Genomic DNA, 21,213 nt, shown 5'->3' with positions numbered 1-21,213 from the left:
GGCAATCAAGCGTCGACGGTGTCGGCGGCTTTCGTGTTGGCGGTCGAATGCAGGGCGGCTTCACGCTGCTCGGCATCTTTGTAATCAAGGTATTTGCGCTGGGTGGCGATGTGGTCGGCCACGTGTTTGGCGTCATGCCAGACGCCCCAGATAAACGACGAACCGCGTCGCGACTGCCATGGCAAGCCGAGGAAATACACCCCCGGCTCGCTGGACACGCCGCGCTGGTGCTGCGGTTTGCCCTTGTCATCAAATGCCGCGACTTGCAGCCAGGAATAATCCACGGCGAAGCCGGTGGCCCAGATGATCGAGGTGATCCCGGCTTCGGCCAGATTCAGATCGAGCAGCGGATTTTTCACGCACTCCGGATCTGGATAGGTCTCTCGCGCTTCAGGTTCTTGCGGCAGGTCGAGGCCGTTGCGCTCGATGTAGGCATCGGCGGCATCCAGCAAGGCGAGGTAGTTGTCATCGCCACGTTTGAGGTTGTCGACCAGGTCCTGCTTGAAGGTCACCACGCCGTTATTGAACGACTCGGTCACGCCGACCAGGGTCATGCCGCGATGGGCCAGACCCCGGAAGTCGATGGTGCGTCCGCCATGCGCGCCGCTGACCGCAATGGTCACGTGCTCACGGCCGGGTTTCATCGCCGCCTGATCCCACTCGCCGAGTACCCCCAGCCACCAGCAGAAATCACGGTTGCGATAGGCACGCGGCGGACGGTCGTGAGCGCCGACCGAAAGGTAAACCTGTTTGCCGGAACGCTGCAGCTCATCAGCGATCTGTACGCCGGACGAACCGGCACCGACCACCAGCACCGCGCCGTCGGGCAGTTGCTGCGGATTGCGATAGTCGGCGGAGTGGATCTGCAACAGACGTGGGTCGTGCGGTGCAATCGGCGGGATCACCGGGCGCTGGAAAGGACCGGTCGCCGCGACCACCCGGCTGGCCTCGATCACGCCCTCGGAGGTCTCGACGGTGAAGCCCGGACGCCCGACATTGCGCACCACGCTTTTGACCTCGACGCCGGTGCGGATCGGCGCGTTGAATTTCTTCGCGTAGGCTTCGAAGTAGTCCGCCACACGCTCCTTGGGGGCGAAACCATCGGGGTCGACATCATCAAATTCCAGCCCCGGAAAGCGGTCGTGCCACGCCGGACCGTTGGCCACCAACGAGTCCCAGCGCCCGCTGCGCCAGCGTTCGGCAATGCGGCTGCGCTCCAGCACCAGGTGCGGTACACCGAGTTTGCTCAGGTGCTCGCTCATCGCCACCCCCGCCTGTCCGGCGCCCACGACAAGCGTGTCTGTTTTTATTGTTTCAGTGCTCATTTGTACATCCTTCCTGGCAAGGCAAGTGGATTCGGATCGCTTCAGGCTTGTCCGTTTTGCTTGCGGTCAGACTAGGCAGGAGGGGGGTATCGGTAAAATATTATTAAGCTGGGATGTGAAGATAAAATTCTGATGCAACGCTCTGAGAGCCCCGTGGTTAAAGGGCTTCGGATCATCTGAGGTATTCAGAAGGTCAGTCTTGGGCCCAGGTAGGCGTTGGCGTTTTCGATATCATCGTCGCCCAGTGCGCCAACGTCGGCAGCGAGTCGCAGCCTGGCCAGCAAGTAGCGCAGCTTGGCTTCAAACAGGTCTCGGCGAGCAGTGAAGATCTGCTCCTGAGCATTGAGGATATCGATGTTGGTGCTACTGCCGGCGAGAAAGCCTTTCTTCGACGACATCAGCGAGCGTTCGCTGGACATGACGGCTTTTTCCAGCGCGTGGATTCGCGCTTCTCCACTTTGCACACTGCGAAATTCCCGGGTGGTGCCGGAGATGATTTCCTCGCGGGTTGCATTCAGATCCTCTTCTGCCTGATCCCGTGTGGCGACGCTCTGCCGGGCCCGGGCGCTGACATAACCGCCGCTGTACAACGGAATGTTCAATTCCACTCCAGCCGAGGTGTAGCGGTTGCGTTGATTCTGGGTGGACAGGGTTTCACTGTCGGCGGCGGTGTAACCCAGTACCAGATCGAGGGTCGGCCAGTGACCGGCCTTGGCCTTGGCGACTTCTTCATCAGCAGTATTAACGTTCAAGCGTCGGGCACGGATCGAAGGGTTGTCCGTTCCCGCGCGGATGATCCACTCCTGCAGAGTGTTGGGCTGCAGGGGTGGGGTGGGAAAGGTTTCCTGCAGTGTGGCGACCTGCTCGGGTGCTTCGCCAATGTATTCCTGCAGTTGACGTCTGGCGACGACGAGGCTGTCCTGAGCTTCGATCAGCTCAGCCTGAGCCAGGTCGCGCCTGGCCACGGCCTCATCGACATCGGTCACGGTACCGTCACCCAGCTCGCGGCGGCGTTGAGTGGACGCCACCTGCTCATTCAGCGCGTTGAGCTTGGCCGCCGCCAGCTTGGCGGTTTCATGAGCCAGCAGCACGTCGAAGTAGCGCCCGGCCAGGCGCACTGCCGAGTCCTGAGCCTTGCCATCGAACACTGCGTTACCGTATTCGGCCTGGTACTGGCCCTGGCGGTACTCGGCCATTTTCTGTTTGTTGAATAATGGCTGGCGCAGTTGCAGCGTGGCACCGCGAGAGGCGTAGTTCAGATCGTTGGTGTGGTTGTTGCCGTAGAAATCAGGCTGCTTCTGCGTGCCATTGATGTGATTGTCGAACGCGGTGATACCGATTTTCGGCAGTAGTCCCGCCTTGCCGATCGCGCGGTTTTCCAGGGCTGCCTCTCTTTCGTGACCGGCGGAAAGGAAGGTCGGGCCCTGAAACTGCATCAGATTCCAGGACTCGCGAAGATCCAGTGCCGGCACTGGCTGCGCCAGGACCAACAGCACTGTCATGCCGATGATCCGGTGCACCTCATTGCTCCTTGAACGCGCTGTTGACGCGGTCGAGCAATGGTTTCAACAGATAGCTCAGCATGTTGCGCTCACCGGTCTTGATCGTCACTGAGGCAGGCATGCCCGCGCGTATGTGATTGCTGCCAAGCATCGTCATCCCGTCCTGGGTAACTTCAATCTGCGCCAGGTAATAGGGTTGTTTGTTGTCCTCACTCATCAGCCGGTCAGCCGAGATGGTCAGCACCTTCCCCGGGATGTTCGGCGTTTGCACATGGTTGAATGCGGGAAATGAAATGGTCACCGGCAGCCCCGGGTTCATGCGGTCGATCGCTTGCACCGGAATCATTGCGTCGATTTGCAGCGGCTCATGGGCGGGGACGATTTCCATGATTTTGAAACCGGGTGCAATCACGCCGCCGACAGTCGACACACCCAGCCCTTGCACCATGCCGTCGATGGGCGAACGGATTACGGTGTGTCGAACCTGATAGTCCAAGGCTTGCAAGCGATCGGTGAGGGTACTGTTTTCTTTCTGCACATCAGCCAACAGCGACTGCACTTCCTTGCGGTAGTCGTACTCGCGCTGAATGATCCGTAACTTGATGTCGGCGGCCTGGCCCCGGGCGCGGGCGATGTTGTTCAGATTGTCGGCCTGGGACGCGTTCAGATCGGACCCGCTACGCTCCAGCTCCAGCATCCGATTGCGCGGCACGTAGCCTTCGGCGGCGAGTTGGCGCACCCCAACCAGTTCCTGATTGAGAAAACCGATCTGTGAGGCGCGTGCGTTGTAGACGCGTTGCAGTCCCTTGATCTGCGCATCGGCGGAGTTAAGCGATTCACGCAGGATGTCGAGTTCGCCGGCCAGACTGGCGCGCCGCGTTTCGAACAGATGACGCTGCAAGCGGATGGCCTCCGCCAGGTGTTCGTTGGCGGCGTAGCGCTTGAGCATGAGCGGATCGAATACGACGTCCGGCAAACCGTCGCGTTCAGCTTGCAGACGGTTCTCCATGGTTTTGGTAGCGATGAACTGGGCATTCACCACGCCTTGTTCCGAGAGCGCCTGAGTGGCGTCCAGCCGTACCAGTTCCTGATCCTTGCTGACGTTATCGCCTTCGCGCACCAGAATGGCTTCAATGGTGCCGCCAGTCTGGTGCTGAATGGCCTTGCGGTTACTGGTGACCTTGACCGTTGCGCTGGCAACGATCCCGGCGTCCAGCGGCGCCAGCCACGACCAGAGCAGGAAACTGCCAAAACCGACGATCACCAGCAGTACACCCCAGCGCGCCGGGCGCCGATCATCGACATCGATGTCGGCCATGGCGCGCATCAGCTCCCGGCCATGCGCATCCACACTCAACGTGCCCATTTATTCTCTCCCGCGCACGGCAGACAGGGTTGGCGAACCCACGGTTGGCAGCACGCTGGTCTGGCGCAGCGCGGCGAACACTTCTTCACGAGGGCCGAACAATTGAGTGCTGCCTTCACGCAACATCAGAACTTTATCGACGGTACCGAGAATGCTTGGTCGGTGGCTGATCAGCACAGTGGTGCAGCGCCGTTGTTTGAGATCCTCAAGTACTTCGATCAGGGCCTTTTCCCCGGCGTCGTCAAGGTTGGCGTTGGGTTCGTCAAGCACGATCACCGAGGGCTCGCCATACAGCGCGCGGGCCAGGCCAATGCGCTGGCGCTGGCCGCCGGACAACGGATTGCCGTCGACATCCAGCGTCGTGTCATAACCGTGAGCAAAGCGCAGGATCATGTCGTGGACGCCTGCTCGCTTGGCAGCGATGATGACCGCATCACTGTCGATGTCACCAAAACGCGCGATGTTGTCGGCGATGCTGCCTTCGAACAGTTCCACATCCTGGGGCAGATAGCCGATCCATGGGCCGAGTTCCTGCTTGTTCCACAGGTAGACGTCGGCGCCGTCCAGACGCACCTTGCCGCTGAGCGCCGGCCAGATGCCGACCAGCAAACGCGCCAGTGTTGATTTGCCCGAGGCGGAGGGGCCGATGACGCCCAGTGATTCACCGGGTGAAAGATTGAAGTTGGGCCCGTGAATGATCGCCTGGGTCATTCCTGGAGCCCCGGCATGCAAATGCTCGACCGAGATCATGCCCAGCGGTCTTTGCAGCTTCATCGCATCGGCGCGCTGTGGAAAATCCTTCAGCAGGTTCTTTAGCCGTCCCCACGCACGACGACTGGTCAGCAATTGTTTCCAGGCGCCAATCAGTTGCTCCACCGGCGCCAGTGCACGGCCGCTGAGGATCGAACAGGCGATCATCATGCCCGGCGTGATCGAGCCTTCGATCGCCAGCAAGGCGCCGGTGCCGAGGATCAGTGATTGCAGGGTAATCCGCACGAACCGCCCAAGACCACTGATATAGGCGGCTCGATCCGAGGCCAGGGTCTGCATTTGCAGAATCTGCAGATGGTTGCCGAACCAGCGACCGGTGATCGCCGGCAACATGCCCATCGCTTCAATGACTTCAGCGTTGCGCAGATTGTTATTGGCGAAAGTTCCCGAGATCTGTGCAGCGATATTGGCTTCGCCCAACGGCTTTTTCGTGGCTATCTCGGTGAGCCATGTCAGCGCCACCAATACCAGCGAGCCACAGAGGGTGACGATGCCCAGCAAGGGATGAATCAGATAGGCGACAAACAGGTAAATCGGCGTCCAGGGCGCATCGAAAAACGCGAACAAGCCATTGCCGGTCAGAAACTGACGTACCTGTGCGAGGTCCTGCAGTGCCTGGGCAGGATTGCCGCCGGCGCGCTGCAAGTTACGCTCGAAAGCAGCGGTAAACACACGGCGGTTGAGGGCCATGTCGAGACGGTTGCCAACGCGGATCATCACCCGGGTACGCACGACTTCCAGCATGGCCAGCAAGGTGTACAGGCCGATCATCAGAATCGTCAGCATCAGTAGTGTGGTCAGGTTGCTGCTGACCAGCGCCCGGTCATAGACCTGCAGCATGTAAATGGCGGGAGAGAGCATCAGCACGTTGATCACACCACTGAATCCGGCCAGCGAATAAAACGTGCGGCGCAACCGAAAAAACACGTCGGCCAACTCGGATCGCGAGTGATTTTTCTTGTTCATCGGGAAGGTTCCAATGCCGTAGCGTCATGTAGCTCAGCGTAGGAGAGTGACTGTTGGTCGGATAAAGGTGCGATCCGGCTTTTTAGCGAGCGGCATATTTTTGACTGTCAGTAGCGCTTTGCAAAACAACAGGTTGTTGTGGATCTTTTGAGTTTCTTGTTACGAAGAAAGCTTATTGACGGTTAAAAATCGCCCGACTTAAGTCTAATTTCCCCGCCACGGACGCCGCCGGTACCCGGCATCGCTGCAGGTTTCCTGCTATTAATCACTGGGTGTCTGAATGCTCAGCCATTTCAGGAGTGCGTCATGAATCCTTTCATCCGCATCGGCATTGCCGATGATCATCCTCTGCTGCGTGAAGGTGTCGCCAATACCCTGCGAAAAAGGACCGACCTGCAGGTTGTGGAGCAGGGTGGCAGTGCTGATGACGCTCGTGATATCGCACAACGGATGAGGCCGGACGTGATGTTGATGGACGTTAATATGCCGGGCGATGTATTTGCCGCAGTCAAATACATCGCCACGCAACTGCCGGAGGTAAAGGTGCTGATGCTGACCGTCTCCGAATCTGAGGATGACGCCTATTCGGCACTGGAGGCCGGCGCGCGTGGGTATGTGTTGAAGGGCGTCAGCGGACCGGATCTGGTGCAGGCCATCCGTTCGATTGCCAGAGGCGAAACGTTTATCACCCCAGAATTTGCCAACAAACTGCTGAGCAATTTCAAGCGGCATGAAGCTGAGGTGCGCAAGATCGACCTCACGCACAGGGAGGAGCAGATCATCCGCGAGGTTTCAAAAGGCCTGACCAATAAGGAAGTGGCATCGAAGCTCTTCATCAGCGAAAAAACCGTCAAGTACTACATGACCTGTGTCATGCAGAAGTTGCATGCGCGCAACCGTGTTGAAGCGGTCACGGCGCTCAGGCGCCATTGGGAGCGTGAGGCTGTCGGTCGTTTGCATATCGGTTCGGTACCGTCACAGCTGGATGCCCACGGGGGTTCCTGATCAGTATTTGAGTTGTGCACTGACCGCGGTGCCGGTGTCTGGTGACGACTGGATCCTGAACACGCCGCCCAGCGACTCTACGCGATAACGCAGACCGGCCAGACCCAGCCGGTTTCTACCGTGGTCATCGACCAGCAATGCATCCGCGGCCATTCCGGGCCCGCCATCCTTGACGGTAACCAGCAACGCTCCGTCGATATGATGAGCGATGATCGCCTGGTCTTTGCCTTGCGCATGGCGATAGGCATTGTTGAGGGTTTCCTGAACAAACCGGTAGAGGCACAGCTTGACCGGTAGCGGTGCGGAGTCGGGCAGCGGCGAGACGTTCAGCTGCACCTTGCTGCCGGTGCGCTGCTCATGCCGCTGCGCCACCAGATGCAGTTCTTGCGTCAACGTCAGGTCGTTGATTTCCGGAAGGGCCAGACCTCGCGAAAGATCGCGCACTTCGCGCAGCGCATCAGTAGCGGCGCCGCGGATGGTTTCCAGCGATTCCTGATCGAGCGTGTCGCAGTGCTCGGCGAGATCGTCCAGGCGGATCAGAATCAGGGTCAACAATTGCGCTGGACCATCGTGAAGGTCGGCGCCGATGCGACGCAGGGTCAATTCGTTGATGCGAGAGAATTCTTGGGTCGCGGTGTTGATCTTGCGATGCAGTGCCGCATTGCTGACGCGCAGTCGGGTTTGTTCCAGCAAACGTAATTGCAGTGACACTTGTTGGCGCTGGATGATCTGGTCGCCGCGTCGCACGAGGAAAAACAGCAGCGTCAGCATCGCCAGGGTGGCGGTACCGACCACCAGCCAGACCTGCTGGCGCACGCGGCTGATTTCCTGCTCCAGGCTTTCAGCCTTTTCATAGAACTCACCCACGGCAATCACTTTTCGGGTAGTGAACTCGCGCAATGGTGCATAAATTTCGTAGAGCGGAACGTTGAGTTTGCGCTCGAATTCGTTTTCTTCCTGATCCAGATCTTCGAGGTCGGTGACCACTTCGCCTTTGAGCGCATCGGCGATTTCATCCATCGGGAACTGCCGGTTGGTGATGGACTTGTCCGTGCTGTAAACCACGGTGCCATCGGCGCGCCAGATCTTTATCGAGACAATGTGGCGCTTCAGTGAACGGCTTTCCATCAGTCGATCCAGCGCCTTGATGCTGGCGGGTGACAGGCCGTTATCGCGACTCATCTCCTGCACGTAAGGCTCCAGAAACGCTTCCATGTAATGCGCGCCAGCCTCGGCGGCACTTTGCACGGCCGCCCGTTCTATGCGCGCACTCACCAGTTTGCCGACGAACAACATGGTCAGCCCGAGGATCAGCGCAGCGGCCATTACAAACTGGGTGGAGCGGCTCAAATGACGTGTGCGCAGTTTGAAGCGCGAGCGCCAGGCGCCTCTGGAGACGGACCTTGACTCGACCAAAGTCTCAGTCTCGTCGGCGACAAAAGTCTCGTGTTTTGATTCGACTTTTGCATCTTTTGCCATCGCGTCGATTTCCTGATGATCGTGGTAAGTCGGTTGAAAAACCTTGCGAGCCAACGGATATCCGGAGTTTGCCATGTACCAGCTAAAGCGCTTTACCCTCAATGCCAACGATATTTCGTTCCTTGAACAGCAGGTATCCTTTCCGACTATCCATATCGTTGGCTACGACAGCGCTGGCCAACCGTTGTATGGCTACGATGGCTCGGACGGCAACGTCCATGTGCTGGGTTTGCTTGGCAGCTTCAATCCGCTCGATACACCGCCCGGTGAAGCTGTCTGGTACAACGGCGCCCGCGATCCGATCGGGCTGCGCAACGTCTCCGGCCATTTCAATAACCTGACCCAGGACGGCCAGAGCTGGGGCAGCTTCGGGCAGAATTTCATTCGTCTGACGCATTCGGACTACAGTCACTACGTCCAGCAAAACCTGAGCAATGCTGCGTTGACCCTCGGCGCCGGTGTGCCTGCAGGCATCACGCCCATGTCTGACAGTAGTTCACTGTACAGCGATCCGACAGCGTCGCTGGTGGACTACACCCCCCGGATGATCAGCCAGACCATCGTCAGCGGTGGCGTCACTTTCGCAACCGACGCCAATGGTCATATTCAGCACACTGCCACCGGCGTGGCGATCGTCACTGACCCGGGCATTCTCGGCACCCTGGGTGAAATCGACACCAGTGCCCCGGATTCCGGCCAGTACTACATCCGTAACCAGAACACCGTGTCGGGTGACCCCTCGACCACTGGCTGGTTCACCCTGTTCGGGCAGTTCTTCGACCATGGTCTGGACTTCATCAACAAACCCAACCAGAACGCGACCATCACGATTCCGCTGGCGCCGGACGATCCGCTCTACGGCACGATCGGCCCGGATGGGCAACCGGTGTACTCGATCAAAGTCCACCGCGCCTCCGTGGCTGAAGTGGACGGGCAGGGGCAGGCGCAGTACGTCAACCTCGACTCGCCCTACATCGATCAGAATCAGACTTACGGCTCCAATGACGCAGTCACGCAGTTGCTGCGCCAGTGGGTGGCTGACCCTAATCATCCCGGGCAATTCATCCCCGGAGCGGCCCTGTTCGATGGTACGACCTTGAGTGATGAGGCGGCCTGGACGCTTAACGGCGTACTGACTCACCAGACCCTGCCCACCTTGAGCGAGTTACGCGCGCATGTGCTGGCCACCGGTCGTGACGACCTGACCTGGGACGATATCGCCAACTTTCGTGTGCGCGACGCCCAAGGCCATGTGCTTGATGCCGACCCCAACACAGCAGGCGTGCAGGCGGTTTACACCCGTGAAGCGCTGCTGCTGGACATGAATCCGCACTTCGATGATGCGCATATCGACCAGGCTCGCCTGATGTCGCTGGATTCGCACATCACCAGCATCACCTTCGATGGCAACAACCCTTACGGCATGGTCGTCAATTACGATAATGCCGGGCCGAAGAATCTGTTCAGCTTCGTCAACTTCGCTGATTTCACCATCAGTGCAGCGCCGGGCAGTGCCGATTACGCAGTGGCCAACGAACTGTTGCTGCAATCGGTGGGCGATCACTACATTGCCGGCGACGGACGGGTGAACGAAAACTTCGGCCTCACCGCGATTCATCACGTATTCCACGAAGACCATAACGTGCAGCTGATCAATCTGCAGAACGAAGTGCTGAGCCAGACTGACGTCAATGTACGGCACAACTGGCAGGTGCAGATCAGCAATGGCAATGGCGGTTTTTACACCGACGCCAATGGCAACTTCACCTTGGCTGACGGCGTCACGGTGTCCTGGGATCAGGACAAACTCTTCTACGCCGCCAAGCTGACCGTGGAGATGGAATACCAGCATGTGGCGATCGACCAATACGCCCGGTTGATCACCCCGGACCTGCCTGAGTTCGTCACCTACGACTCGGGCATCAACACCAATATTTCGCTGGAGTATGGGCAGGCAGCGTTCCGCTTCGGGCATTCGCAACTGCGTGAAACCATTGATGCTCTGGAAAAAAATGCCAGTGGCAGCTACGACCTGACCGGTGCGATCACCCACTACGCACTGGAGCAGGCTTTCCTCAATCCGGGTGGTTTTGCCGAAGTGGGCCCAACCGCCATCGCGCTGGGCATGACCCGGCAGATCAGCAACGAAATCGACGAGTTCGTCACTCCGGCATTGCAGCAGGGTTTACTTGGTCAGCCGCTGGATCTGGCGACCATCAACCTTGCACGCGGTCGTGATTTGGGCTTGCCAACCCTGAATCAGGCGCGACAGCAGATCCACGATGCACTGGTTGCCGAACGGGCTTCACCGGCCGGCGCGCAACACCATACGAATCTGATCGTCGATGGGCTGACGCCCTATACCAGTTGGAGTGACTTCGCCAACAACATGATTCACCCCGAGTCACTGGTGAACTTCATTGCCGCCTATTCGTTTGACGGCGATGTCGCCCACGCGCAGGCAATCATCGATGCCGACGCCACCGGCCTGACCACTAACTACGCCGGTGGCAGCGTGACGGCAGAGCAAGCGGCCTATTTCCTTTCCGGCGCGGCAGATCCGAACGGTAACCATGTCGCCGGTTATGACGGCTACAACGCCATCGATCTGTGGATCGGCGGTCTGGCGGAAAAACACGTCTACACCGGACAACTGGGCACGACCTTCAATGCGATCTTCGAGGATCAGATGGAGCGGTTGATGGACGGTGACCGTTTCTACTACCTGTTCCGCCTCGACCTCGGCTTGCCGGCGATGACCAACCTCAACGAGCAGGTGGTCACCGAGCAGTTCAAGGACATCATCGAGCGCACCACCGACGCACGGCACTTGGCGGGTGATGTGTTTGGCTACGCCGACAGCTACGTCGAATTGAGCTACACCGACTCCGGTGCCAGTGCCACCGCGTACAAGAGCGAACACAAATACGGCACGCTGATCGAAGCCAACCACATGGGCGTCTATTCCACCGGTGGCGTCGGCGGGATTGGTGGCAACGGCTTGCTGGTGAGCTTGAGCAATCCGGAAACGCATACCTCGCAGACCTACATCCGCGACTATCGTCCGGATCAGGGCCAGAATCCCGATGGCACGGCGGCTGTGGGGTACAACTCTCACGAAGTGCTGGTCGGCACCGACTACAACGACTGGCTGGATGCCGGCGACGGTGACGATACGATCTACGGCGAGGGTGGCGATGACATTCTCGATGGCAAGGCCGGCGCCGACCATATCTACGGTGGCGACGGTAACGATGTGATCTACGGCGGAGATATCGAAGACTTCCTCGATGGCGGGGAAGGCGACGACACCATTTACGCCGGCACCAGTGCCGGTGCCCTCGACGTGGTGATCGGCGGTAATGGCAATGATCACCTCTACGGCGAAGCCGGTATCGATGAGCTGTACGGTGGTGCCGGTAATGATTACATCGATGCCGGTGGCGATACTGACCTGGTGCATGGCGGCGACGGCAATGATGAAATTTATGGCGGCGACGGCCCGGACATTCTGTTCGGTGAGGACGGCGACGACATCATTTCCGGCGGCTCGACCGGTGACCAGGAGTTCGGCGGTACCGGCGACGATATTCTTCTGCCGGGCCTCGGTGGTGCTCCAGGCCAGGGCGATGGCGACGAGGCCATTGGGGATGTCGGCTTCGACATTGCCGCGTTCAGCGATGTGAACATCGCGCTGGATGCGGCGGCGGATCTGAATAATCAGAACATCGTCGCCGCACCGGGTACTGGCGTGCTGTTCCAGCCGTTCAACGCCTTGCTGACCGACATTGAAGGGTTGATCGGTTCGCGCTTCAGTGACAGTCGGCCCAACACCGCCGCGCCGGCCAATCCGACGGCCGGCCTGATTGGCAATGCGACTGAGAACTGGCTGATTGGCGGCAGTGGTGACGATGTCGCCCAAGGCAACGGCGGCAATGATGTGATCGTCGGCGATTCGATCAAACTCGCCGACCTCAATCACCTGCTCGCCGGCCAAGGCTACGCCCAGCACTTTACCGGCCTGCAGGCCAGTCGCCCGGATTTCATTCTGGGTGACAACCATGCCGCACCCGGCACGGCTGATGGTGCAGCCGATACTGCGATCCTCAGTGGCAACTTCGCCGACTACAGCATCACCAAGTTCACCGACACCCGGCCGGGTGGTGAGTTGATCACTGCGTTCAAGGTTGTGGATCTGCGCGCGGGAGCCGCGAATGTCGACGGCACCGACATCGTTATCGGTGTCGAAAAGCTGCGCTTCGCCGATCGCACGGTCAACCTGAGCATCAACAACCACCTGCCGACCGGCAATGTCGCCGTGTCGGGATTTGCCACGGCGCCGACCACACCGAGCCGGCCAGTGCCGGCGCAGTACCGGCTGACTGCCAACACCTCGGCCATTCAGGATGCCGATGGTTTGCCCGGCCCCAGCGGTTTCTCCTATCAATGGCAGGCACTGGTGGGCGCCACGTGGCTGAACATCTCCGGCGCCAATGCTTCGACATTTGCTCCGACTTCGGCACAGTTCGGACAGCAGGTGCGAGTGCTGACCACCTACACCGACAACAGTGGCACGGTGGAGCAACTGACGTCGGATCCTACTGAAGCCGTCGGGCGTTTCATCGAAGGCACCAACTTCTTCAGCAATACGCTGAACGGCACCAACTATCAGGACATCCTGATGGGCTACTCGGGCAACGACGTACTCAATGGCGGTCTCGGCTCGGACCTGCTGGATGGCGGCAGTGGCAACGACACAATGCGGGGCAATGCCGGCAACGACATCTACGTGGTCGACGCCAATGGCGATGTGGTGCAGGAAAGCCTCAACGAGGGCACCGACACGGTGACGTCGTCAATCAGCTATACGCTGGGCGCCAACGTCGAGAACCTGACCTTGCTCGGCTCCAACAACATCAATGGCACCGGCAACAGTCTGGACAACATCATCACCGGCAACAGTGGCAACAACCAGCTCACCGGCCTGGCCGGCAACGACACGTTGTTCGGTGGCGGTGGCAACGACACGATGCTGGCGTCGCTCAACGATGGCAACGACCACTACGACGGCGGAACCGGCACCGACGCTTATGATCTGTCTGCCACGTCGGCGGCGGCCACGGTGGATTTGCAGGCAGGCACCTCCACCAGCACCCAGACTGGTAGCGACACCTTGACCAGCATCGAAAATGTCAACGGCAGTTCCGGCAACGATCACATTCAGGGCGATGGTGCCAGCAACCTGATGCAAGGCCAGGGTGGCAACGACTGGCTGGATGGCGGCAGCGGTGGCGACACCCTGGTGGGTGGCCAAGGACTGGACAGCGTGTTCGGCGGACTGGGCAATGACACCTTGCGGGCGTCGGTCAACGACGGTAACGACAGCTACGATGGCGGCGGCGATGTCGACACCTATGACCTGTCAGCAACCTCCGCCAGCGCCACGGTTAACCTGGCGACAGGTCTGGCGAGCAGTTCGCAGACCGGTAGTGATACGTTGATCAATGTTGAAAACGTGATCGGTGGTAGCGGTGCCAACACCTTGACCGGCGATGGTGGCGACAACGTGCTGACCGGGCAGGGCGGCACGGACACACTCGGTGGTGGCAGCGGCAACGACACCCTCGAAGGAGGCGGCAATCGCGACATCTTGTCCGGCGGCGCGGGCAATGATCTGTTCGTTTTTTCCGCCACGGGCGACTCGGGCACGTCAACGTTGACGCGGGACGTCATCAATGACTTCACCCAAGGCCAGGATCACATCGATCTATCGTTGATCGATGCGCGAACTTCCGGAGCGGGTTCTGCCGGCAATCAGGACTTTACGTTCCTCGGCGAGTGGAATGGCGTGGGTACCGAGTTCAACAATCAAGCGCAGCTCAAGTATCACTTCGTGAACGTTGGCGGCGTGGATCACACTTACGTGGAGGGCAATGTCAATTCAGGATCGGGTGCAGATATTCAGATCGATCTGGTGGGGCATATCGCGTTGACAGCCAGTGACTTTGTCGGCGTGGTTTGATTCGGCAATCAGAGAAAAAGGCGCTCATTTCAGGATATGGGCGCCTTTATTGCTCAGCCTTTGATCCAGACTGTTTTACTGCACGAAAATCAGTTCAAGTGACTGGGCGCAATGCCCAGCAGCCCGGTCAGCGTATTCATGATTGCCTGCTGCCGCGCGCGATTGGCCTGGTGCTCGGCTTCGGCGGCGGCGACATCGGCGGCGCAGTGCGGACAGATCACCTCGTGCGGATAGATGTACTGCAAGCAACTGCGGCACAGGCTCAGTTGCGGGGCGATCCGGCCTTGCTCCGGCGATTGCTGGCCCTGATTGATCCACGCCAGTTTGATTACCTGACCGCTGTCACTGACGCTGCTGACTTTTTCGCCGGTGTCGATGCGTTCGGTGATCAGATCGAAACGGCCGACCGCAAATGATTTCTGCGCCGCGTCCTCGACCTTGACGATGCGCTCGCGCAGCCCGCGCTTGTGCAACTCCAGCGTACGGTAATGGCAATAGGGGTTGTTGCCGGGTTTGCCGAGCAGCGAATGCGAAGTCCAGGTGCAGCCGCCGCGACAGACGTCGTTGTAATAACAGCCACGGCAGTAACCCCACATGTCATCCACTGAGCGCAGGCGCCCGAAATGCATGCCTTCGCTGTAGTGCCAGATGTCGTGCAGGCTCATGTTGCGCACATTGCCGCCGGAGAAACCCACGGTGGCCAGGGACGGGCAGCCTTTGACCGTACCGTCGGCCTCCAGCGCCAGAACGGTCTGGCCGGCGGCGCAACCGGTCCAGTGCACGCGCTCGTCGCCGAAGCCGCGCCACAGGTGTTCATACGGGCCGTAATAGCCGATGTTGTTGCCGACATTCATCAGCAAGCCACGGTCGACACCTTCGCGATACAGCCGCGCAAGCAGCGGCATCACTTCGAGCAATTGATAGGGTTGCAGCAGCAACTCCGGATGATCCACCGCGTTGCCCATGGCGACGGTGATCTGGATCTGCCAATGGGTGGCGCCGAGTTCGATGATGGTGTCCATCAGCGCTGGCAAGTCGGGCAGGGTCGCGGCGCCGATCTGGGTGTTGACGCTCACCGCCAGCCCCGAGGCTTTGGCCCGGCGCAGGGTGTCCACGGCCTTGTCGAACGAGCCGGGAACGTTGCGCACCGCATCGTGCAACGGCGCAAGGCCATCGAGGGAAATGCCCACGCCGTCGAGCCCGGCATCCACCGCCGCCTGCATCTTCGCCGGGGTCAGGTTGCGCCCGCCGGTCTGGATCGCGCAGTACATGCCGTGGTCGTGAATGGCCTTGATCAGTTGTGTCCAGTCCTTGCGCAGATAGGCTTCACCGCCGATCAGGGTGATTTCGCGAGTGCCGAGCGCGGCCAGTGAGTCGATGACGTCCAGGCATTCGCGGGTGTTGAGTTCGTCAGGCCGGCGATGCCCTGCGCGGGAGCCGCAATGCAGGCATTTCAAGTCGCAGGCCAGGGTGATCTCCCAGACCACGTGCACTGGCACGTAGCGTTTGAGATCGGTGTCGCTGAGATAACGGGCAGGGCGCACGTCTGACATGGGAAATCCTTGCGCACCATCCTGTGCGCGCTACGAAGGCATTGACCGCCGTTGAACTAGCCCCGGGCGCGATCCTGTGCAATCGCGCCCGGGGCCGGTCGGTTAGCGTGTTTCCAGACGCGTGATTTCCGCTTTCAGATGCTCAAGCGCACTGCGCAAGGCGCCCTCATGCGCCACTTGTTGCTCGGCCTGTTGCACCACGGATCTGAGCTGCGCCAGATCGCCGCCGGCCTGCGCCTGCTGCACGGCCACGGCGTACAGGGGTTGCGGATGCGGCGTAGGGTGCGGTTGCTCGCTGGGTGCCGGATGCACCGCAACGTGCTTTACCTCGTGCCACTGGCCCTTTTCTTCATAGCGATAATCGACAAAACCGCTGGCCCAGTCGCCGCCCAGGATGCCTCTGAGGTGGAAGGTCTGGGCGATCTGGCTGAGCGGGCCGCTCGGACCGCCGTCAAGGGTCAGGATGATGTGGTTCTCGACGTTTGCAGTCAGTTTGGTTTCGGAAAAACTGCCCCAGACCTGAGTCCGGAAATTGACCGTCGGCCAGGTGGCCTGGAACACGCTGGCAATCCCGCTGACCCGTTCATGCGCGGTGTCGACCAGCAGATCAAGGGTCAGAACCGGTGCGCCAAGCAGTGAGTTGCTGATGTAGAGACGAGTGTGAAAAAGTCCAATCGACATGGTGCTACTCCCTGAAGTGAATGGTGAATCAAGTGGTCTGACTCAGCGGCTCTGCAGCCGGCTGACCTCTTTCTTCGCGGTGTCCAGTGCGTCGCGCAATTTTGGCAGTTGCTCCAGTTGCTGTTCGGCGAGTCGGGCGAGATTTTTCATCTGCGCCAGGTCACCGCTGGCAATGGCGCTCTGAATCGGCGCGGCATACAGCGGCAGGATCGGTGGGTGCGGGTTGATCACCGGGCCGGGATTGAACGGTGAAGATATCGACTCCACCAGATGCGCCGGGACGTTGTTGACCTCATGCCAGCGTTGACCATCGAAGTAGCGATAGTTGGCGACACCTTCGCGCCAGTCAGTGCCCACCACCAGCCGCACCTCGAAGTTATCGAGGGAGTTGGCGCCTGGGCCGCCGTGATTGCCTTGGGCCGTCACGAGAATCTTGCTGACGCCGGGCGACATCACGGTGAGGTAGGTGTACTCGCCCCAGACGTCGGAATGCACGTCGAGTGGCGGATTGGTCGCCTGGGTGATCGCGGCGGTGCCGTTGACTTTCGTATCGGGTGTCGAGACCAGCAGGTGCAGCGCCAGCGACTGCGCACCGGGAGCGCCGGTGCCGATACGATAGCTCACCGGGAACAGGCCGACATTTTCAGTGGATCCGGACATGTTGATTGCCTCCATTGCAATGTGATTGATGGCTTCAGGACTTTTCGTGCCTGGAAACTTCCCTGGCCAGTTTTTCGTACGCGTCTTTCAGGTCTTGCGCTTCGGGCTTGCTGGTGTCGCGTTGCTGCAACAGCGTCTTCATGTGCTGCACATCGCCTTGCTTGATCGCACTTTGAATGGCGACGCCGTAAGGCGGGATGTTGGCCGTTGAACGGGACATAGCGAGGGTTTCCTCATTGGTGCTGCAAAACCGCCCCCTGACGAGAAGGGGCGCCTTACCTGACAGACAGGCAGCCTCTGCCTTGTGGAGCACCGGCAGGCGAGCAACCTGATCCGTCGGGATCTGTTCAAGGGTGATGTCCGGGTGCACGGCGCAGGCGCCATGCGCCGAGGCCGCGCGTGTCCTCAGCCGAAACCGCCAGGCGGGACGTCGGGTGTTTCGCAAGTGGCCTGCCTCAGGGGCTGGCAAGGGGAAATGACCGGTACGTTGTTCATCTTTCTATCCTTGAGAGAACACAACGAAACGCAGGGATCAGTGGCGCGCCCGGTGGCGCGCAGAACAACCGCAAGCACAAAAACCATCCCTGATTTCTTTTCCAGTGCTACTACGGGCGAGCGCGTGACCGCCGCTCGCGGGTCGCTGGCACATCGCCAGCCACGCAACCCTAGATGCGATTTGGCGGCCCTGCCAGCGAAAGCGCCGAACGGTCGTGGGCGGGAGTTTGACGGTCAGCAGAACGTATCCGCTCCAGACCTTCAAGTCTTTGAACGGACACAGTTATCGGGAGGGAAGAGAGGCGCGCGCAACGCATGGAATCATTGGCAATAAGCAATCCATCCAACGCGCATATTCGCGCAACGCTACCCTGTGTTCGACGAATTAATTGCCGTCGGCGACTTTGCGCTCGATCGCATCGGTCTTGCGCTTGAGTTCCTCGGCCTCCTGTTCCTTGGTGCGAATCGAGGTCGGCGTCAGCACCTCGTCCACAGCCTTGGTGTCGTCGTCGCTGTCCTGCAGATCCCGGCGAACCACATCCACCGGTTTGCCCGCCGCATCCAGCGGTGGTGCGTTGTGAGGGGTTGCAGGCTTGCTGTCGTCGGTGCTTTTCATTTCTCATACCTCCATTGGCTTACAACGTTGGATACGACGACATGACACGAGTTCGAGAAATTTCACGGGTGACCGCCGCGGCCCTCGGCTGTGCGCTGCTAATCGCTGCCAATTCAGCACACGCCGCCAGTTTCGACTGTGCCAAGGCCAAAGCGGCAGACGAGAAAGCAGTCTGCGCCAACCGCTCGCTGAACGACCTGGACGTGACCATGGGCGAGCTGTTCAGCCTCGACAAACGCCTGCTGCCGATGGGCGGGCGCGACGCGCTGATCGGCGAGCAGCAGGCTTTCCTGAAACGCCGCAAGGCCTGTGGCGCGAAGGTCGGTTGCTTGACTGAGCTGTATCAGAAGCGGGTTGACGCGCTGCGCAACATCATCGAGACGCGGGTGATGACGCAGGGGCCGTTTTGACCCGCTGTTTGTTGCCGCTACGGGTCAGATCCTGCGGTCAGAGCAAATTCCACGACACCCCGACATAAACCCCCAGCCCTTCGCCCGGCGTAGACCGCGCCGCATCCTGGCCTTTGTCGTCATACCCCGGCGTAACGGTGGCGGCGTAGTGCTTGTTGGTCAGGTTGCGCAGGTCGAGCCAGGTTTGCCAGTCGTTTTTCGGCGCGTTGTAGCCGACGGTGGCGCCGAACAGTGCGTAGGGATCGGCGTAGTAGCTGTTGGCGTAATCCACCGCGACTTTGGACACCAGTTGCGTGTTGATCGCCGCGAAGAAGCCTTGTGGCCAGTCGTGGCGCAGTTCGCCCTGGTAGTAGTGCATCGGCAGGCCGGGCAGGCGGTTGTCGCCGAAGCGCTGATCGTCGCGGTAGTGGAAGTCGCTGAAGGTGTAGGCCTGACGCAGGCTCAATTTACGTCCGTCGGCGGCTGACCACAGCGTGCTTTGCAAGCTGGCTTCGACACCCTGATGCACGGTGGGGCTGGCGTTGAGTTCGTACGGGGTGACGGCGTTGGCGTCCGGCAGCACCGACAGCAATTCGTGGCGCACCTGCGCGTAGTACCACGCCAGGCTCCACTGGCCAAGCGCGCTGTCGCCGCGACCGCCGAGTTCGAGGGTGGTCGCGGTCTGGTTCTGCAGTTTGATCGGGTCGCTTTGGGTGCCGGTCGCCGCGCCGTTGCCGGCCGGGAAGCGGATGTTCGAGCTGTAGATCAGCGACCACGGGTGCGGTGCTTCGACCGAACGGCTGAGGTTGCCGAACAACTGCAGGTCCGGCGTGACCTGATAGCGCAGGCCCAGACGCGGCGCATAGTCCCAGTCGCTCATGCTGGTCTTGCCGCCGCTTTGCGGGTAGGTGACGGCGCTTTCGCGGCGGGTGTAGAGGGCGGCGAGGCCGGTGGTCAGCCACAGGTCGTCGGCGATTTCCAGGTCGTTGCCCACGTGTAGGACGGTGTCCGAACCCTGATAGGTGAAGTTGCGCATGCGGGTGCCCGGCGCATACGCGGCGGTGTTGCCGGACGGGATGCGCACGAATTCACTGGCGCCGTCGTTGGGCAGGTGTTTGGTGGTGCGCAGGCCCACGGTGCTATGGCTTTCCATGCCGAACAAAGTGTCGCGACGCTTGTAGTCGAAGGTGCCGCTGACGTCGGTGTAGGCGACTTTCAGACGGTTCGGGCCTTCACGCAAGTCCATCGGGTAGTCGTGATAGACGAGGCCGGTCTGGATGCTCGAATCATCGTCGATGTAGTAGGTGGTCTTGTTGCCGATGAAGGTGCTGCCCGGTTGTTTGCGGCTGTCGTCGCGCGCCACGTAAGCCGGGTTGGCCGCCCGTGGCGTGTGCTCGATCGAATGCTTGGTTACACGGCCGGCGAGGTCGTTGTCGGTCTCGCGGTAACGGAAATAGAAGCGGGTTTCCAGGTTCGGATTGAAGCGATAGCCGAAGTTGGCGATCACGCCTTGGCTCTCGCTGGCGGTGTGATCCTGATAGCCGTCAGCGTTCGCGTCGGTCAGCGACACGTAGTAGTCGAAGTCGCCCAGCACCTGCCCGGAACTCACCTGACGCTGCTGATAACCATGGCTGCCGGTGGCATAGCGCACCTGCAATTTCGGCGCGTCGTAGCCGGTGTGGCTGACGTAATCGACGGCGCCGCCCAGCGCCAGCGCACCACGATCAAAGCCGTTGGCGCCGCGCAGCACCTCCACATGGTCGAGCCACAGCGGTTCGAGCAATTCGTAGGGCGTGCCGCCGGGGCCGGTCAGCGGCAGGCCGTCGAGCATCGTGTACAACCCCGAAGCGTGGGCGCCGGGTGCGCGGTTGATCCCCGAACCACGGATCGAAATCTTCACCCCTTCGTTGCCCGCCGACTGCGCGTAGACCCCCGGCTGATACGCCAGGACGTCCTGATTGCTCGCCACCCGGCCCTGCAACGGCTGACGCATGTCGACTACATTGCTGCCGCCGGGCACTTGCGCCAGACGCGCTTCGGCCTCGGCCACGGAGGCATCGGTGCCACTTTGCTCGTCAGCGGAAATCAGCACCTTTCCCAACTCCATGCCTTTGGGTTCCGCGGCCATGACCGGGCAGGCGAGGGCCAGGCCCAGCAGGGCAGAGGGCAGGGATTTGGGCGACGGCATCGAGAAACTCCAGACAGACAGGGACGGGCAATGAACAGTGCGACGCCAGAAGGAACGATGGAAACACATGGCAATTTTGCTTTTTCGCCGGGGAGTCAGGGATGGAAGTGCTGGAGGTCAAGTCCGGAGACGGCATTCATGGCCGCCAACGCAGACGATCGGCCGCTGGTGATCGCGGCCAGTCGTTCGGGGGGA

The 21,213-nt window shown here is 60.3% G+C and carries 14 protein-coding genes; 3 read left to right on the top strand and 11 right to left on the bottom strand.

Annotation, left to right across the window (positions count from 1 at the left end):
• Nucleotides 1-5: 5 nt before the first annotated feature.
• The 4 genes from OC71_RS00740 to OC71_RS00725 all read right to left on the bottom strand — a co-directional run bounded on the left by OC71_RS00740 (nt 6) and on the right by OC71_RS00725 (nt 5,930).
• Nucleotides 6-1,325, bottom strand: coding sequence for an NAD(P)/FAD-dependent oxidoreductase (locus tag OC71_RS00740; RefSeq protein ID WP_041062773.1), 1,320 nt, complete (start codon nt 1,323-1,325; stop codon nt 6-8).
• 185 nt (nt 1,326-1,510) lie between these two features.
• Nucleotides 1,511-2,845, bottom strand: a complete 1,335-nt coding sequence (locus OC71_RS00735) for a TolC family outer membrane protein (protein WP_371260323.1) — start codon at nt 2,843-2,845, stop codon at nt 1,511-1,513.
• 1 nt (nt 2,846) lies between these two features.
• Complete coding sequence (locus OC71_RS00730) at nt 2,847-4,193, bottom strand: HlyD family type I secretion periplasmic adaptor subunit (protein WP_052510567.1); 1,347 nt, start codon at nt 4,191-4,193, stop codon at nt 2,847-2,849.
• Nucleotides 4,194-5,930: a type I secretion system permease/ATPase gene (locus OC71_RS00725; protein WP_041062770.1), complete on the bottom strand. Its 1,737-nt coding sequence runs from the start codon at nt 5,928-5,930 to the stop codon at nt 4,194-4,196. It abuts the gene before it with no gap.
• Between the two features lie 306 nt (nt 5,931-6,236).
• Here OC71_RS00725 and OC71_RS00720 point away from each other — a divergent pair, with 306 nt between their 5' ends.
• Nucleotides 6,237-6,935, top strand: a complete 699-nt coding sequence (locus OC71_RS00720; protein ID WP_041062767.1) for a response regulator transcription factor — start codon at nt 6,237-6,239, stop codon at nt 6,933-6,935.
• On the opposite strand, the gene OC71_RS00715 is transcribed toward OC71_RS00720, so the two are convergent.
• Entirely contained in the window at nt 6,936-8,414 is a 1,479-nt protein-coding gene (locus OC71_RS00715; protein WP_041063040.1) for a sensor histidine kinase, read from the bottom strand.
• Between the two features lie 73 nt (nt 8,415-8,487).
• On the opposite strand from OC71_RS00715, the gene OC71_RS00710 reads away from it, so the two are divergent.
• Nucleotides 8,488-14,436 (top strand): peroxidase family protein, encoded by a 5,949-nt coding sequence (locus OC71_RS00710; RefSeq protein WP_041062764.1) that lies wholly within the window; start codon nt 8,488-8,490, stop codon nt 14,434-14,436.
• An 89-nt stretch (nt 14,437-14,525) separates the two neighbouring features.
• On the opposite strand, the gene OC71_RS00705 is transcribed toward OC71_RS00710, so the two are convergent.
• The 5 genes from OC71_RS00705 to OC71_RS00685 form a co-directional block, all read right to left on the bottom strand.
• Nucleotides 14,526-15,989 (bottom strand): GDL motif peptide-associated radical SAM/SPASM maturase, encoded by a 1,464-nt coding sequence (locus OC71_RS00705; protein WP_041062761.1) that lies wholly within the window; start codon nt 15,987-15,989, stop codon nt 14,526-14,528.
• Between the two features lie 102 nt (nt 15,990-16,091).
• Nucleotides 16,092-16,670, bottom strand: coding sequence for a DUF1842 domain-containing protein (locus OC71_RS00700; RefSeq protein WP_041062757.1), 579 nt, complete (start codon nt 16,668-16,670; stop codon nt 16,092-16,094).
• A gap of 42 nt (nt 16,671-16,712) precedes the next feature.
• Nucleotides 16,713-17,330, bottom strand: coding sequence for a DUF1842 domain-containing protein (locus tag OC71_RS00695; RefSeq protein ID WP_041062754.1), 618 nt, complete (start codon nt 17,328-17,330; stop codon nt 16,713-16,715).
• A gap of 34 nt (nt 17,331-17,364) precedes the next feature.
• Entirely contained in the window at nt 17,365-17,550 is a 186-nt protein-coding gene (locus OC71_RS00690) for a DUF1843 domain-containing protein (protein ID WP_041062751.1), read from the bottom strand.
• 660 nt (nt 17,551-18,210) lie between these two features.
• Nucleotides 18,211-18,441 carry a hypothetical protein gene (locus OC71_RS00685; protein WP_041062748.1) on the bottom strand — a complete coding sequence of 77 codons (231 nt, stop codon included), beginning with the start codon at nt 18,439-18,441 and terminating at the stop codon, nt 18,211-18,213.
• A gap of 41 nt (nt 18,442-18,482) precedes the next feature.
• On the opposite strand from OC71_RS00685, the gene OC71_RS00680 reads away from it, so the two are divergent.
• Nucleotides 18,483-18,851 (top strand): lysozyme inhibitor LprI family protein, encoded by a 369-nt coding sequence (locus OC71_RS00680; protein ID WP_052510566.1) that lies wholly within the window; start codon nt 18,483-18,485, stop codon nt 18,849-18,851.
• 37 nt (nt 18,852-18,888) lie between these two features.
• Here the strand turns inward: OC71_RS00680 and OC71_RS00675 are convergent, their stop codons facing one another.
• The gene (locus OC71_RS00675; protein ID WP_041062732.1) at nt 18,889-21,018 is read right to left on the bottom strand and encodes a TonB-dependent receptor domain-containing protein; all 2,130 of its coding nucleotides are present in this window, start codon (nt 21,016-21,018) and stop codon (nt 18,889-18,891) included.
• Nucleotides 21,019-21,213: the final 195 nt, after the last annotated feature.

It is taken from the genome of Pseudomonas sp. W15Feb9B (genome assembly GCF_000828175.1).
GTDB classification, from domain to species: domain Bacteria; phylum Pseudomonadota; class Gammaproteobacteria; order Pseudomonadales; family Pseudomonadaceae; genus Aquipseudomonas; species Aquipseudomonas parakoreensis.
This window is presented reverse-complemented; position numbering and strand designations above follow the sequence as displayed.

Coding starts and splice junctions, on each gene's coding strand:
- OC71_RS00740 (WP_041062773.1), bottom strand. CDS start 1,325: ATGAGCACTGAAACAATAAAAACAGACACGCTTGTCGTGGGCGCCGGA.
- OC71_RS00730 (WP_052510567.1), bottom strand. CDS start 4,193: ATGGGCACGTTGAGTGTGGATGCGCATGGCCGGGAGCTGATGCGCGCC.
- OC71_RS00725 (WP_041062770.1), bottom strand. CDS start 5,930: ATGAACAAGAAAAATCACTCGCGATCCGAGTTGGCCGACGTGTTTTTT.
- OC71_RS00720 (WP_041062767.1), top strand. CDS start 6,237: ATGAATCCTTTCATCCGCATCGGCATTGCCGATGATCATCCTCTGCTG.
- OC71_RS00715 (WP_041063040.1), bottom strand. CDS start 8,414: ATGGCAAAAGATGCAAAAGTCGAATCAAAACACGAGACTTTTGTCGCC.
- OC71_RS00710 (WP_041062764.1), top strand. CDS start 8,488: ATGTACCAGCTAAAGCGCTTTACCCTCAATGCCAACGATATTTCGTTC.
- OC71_RS00705 (WP_041062761.1), bottom strand. CDS start 15,989: ATGTCAGACGTGCGCCCTGCCCGTTATCTCAGCGACACCGATCTCAAA.
- OC71_RS00700 (WP_041062757.1), bottom strand. CDS start 16,670: ATGTCGATTGGACTTTTTCACACTCGTCTCTACATCAGCAACTCACTG.
- OC71_RS00695 (WP_041062754.1), bottom strand. CDS start 17,330: ATGTCCGGATCCACTGAAAATGTCGGCCTGTTCCCGGTGAGCTATCGT.
- OC71_RS00690 (WP_041062751.1), bottom strand. CDS start 17,550: ATGTCCCGTTCAACGGCCAACATCCCGCCTTACGGCGTCGCCATTCAA.
- OC71_RS00685 (WP_041062748.1), bottom strand. CDS start 18,441: ATGAAAAGCACCGACGACAGCAAGCCTGCAACCCCTCACAACGCACCA.
- OC71_RS00680 (WP_052510566.1), top strand. CDS start 18,483: ATGACACGAGTTCGAGAAATTTCACGGGTGACCGCCGCGGCCCTCGGC.
- OC71_RS00675 (WP_041062732.1), bottom strand. CDS start 21,018: ATGCCGTCGCCCAAATCCCTGCCCTCTGCCCTGCTGGGCCTGGCCCTC.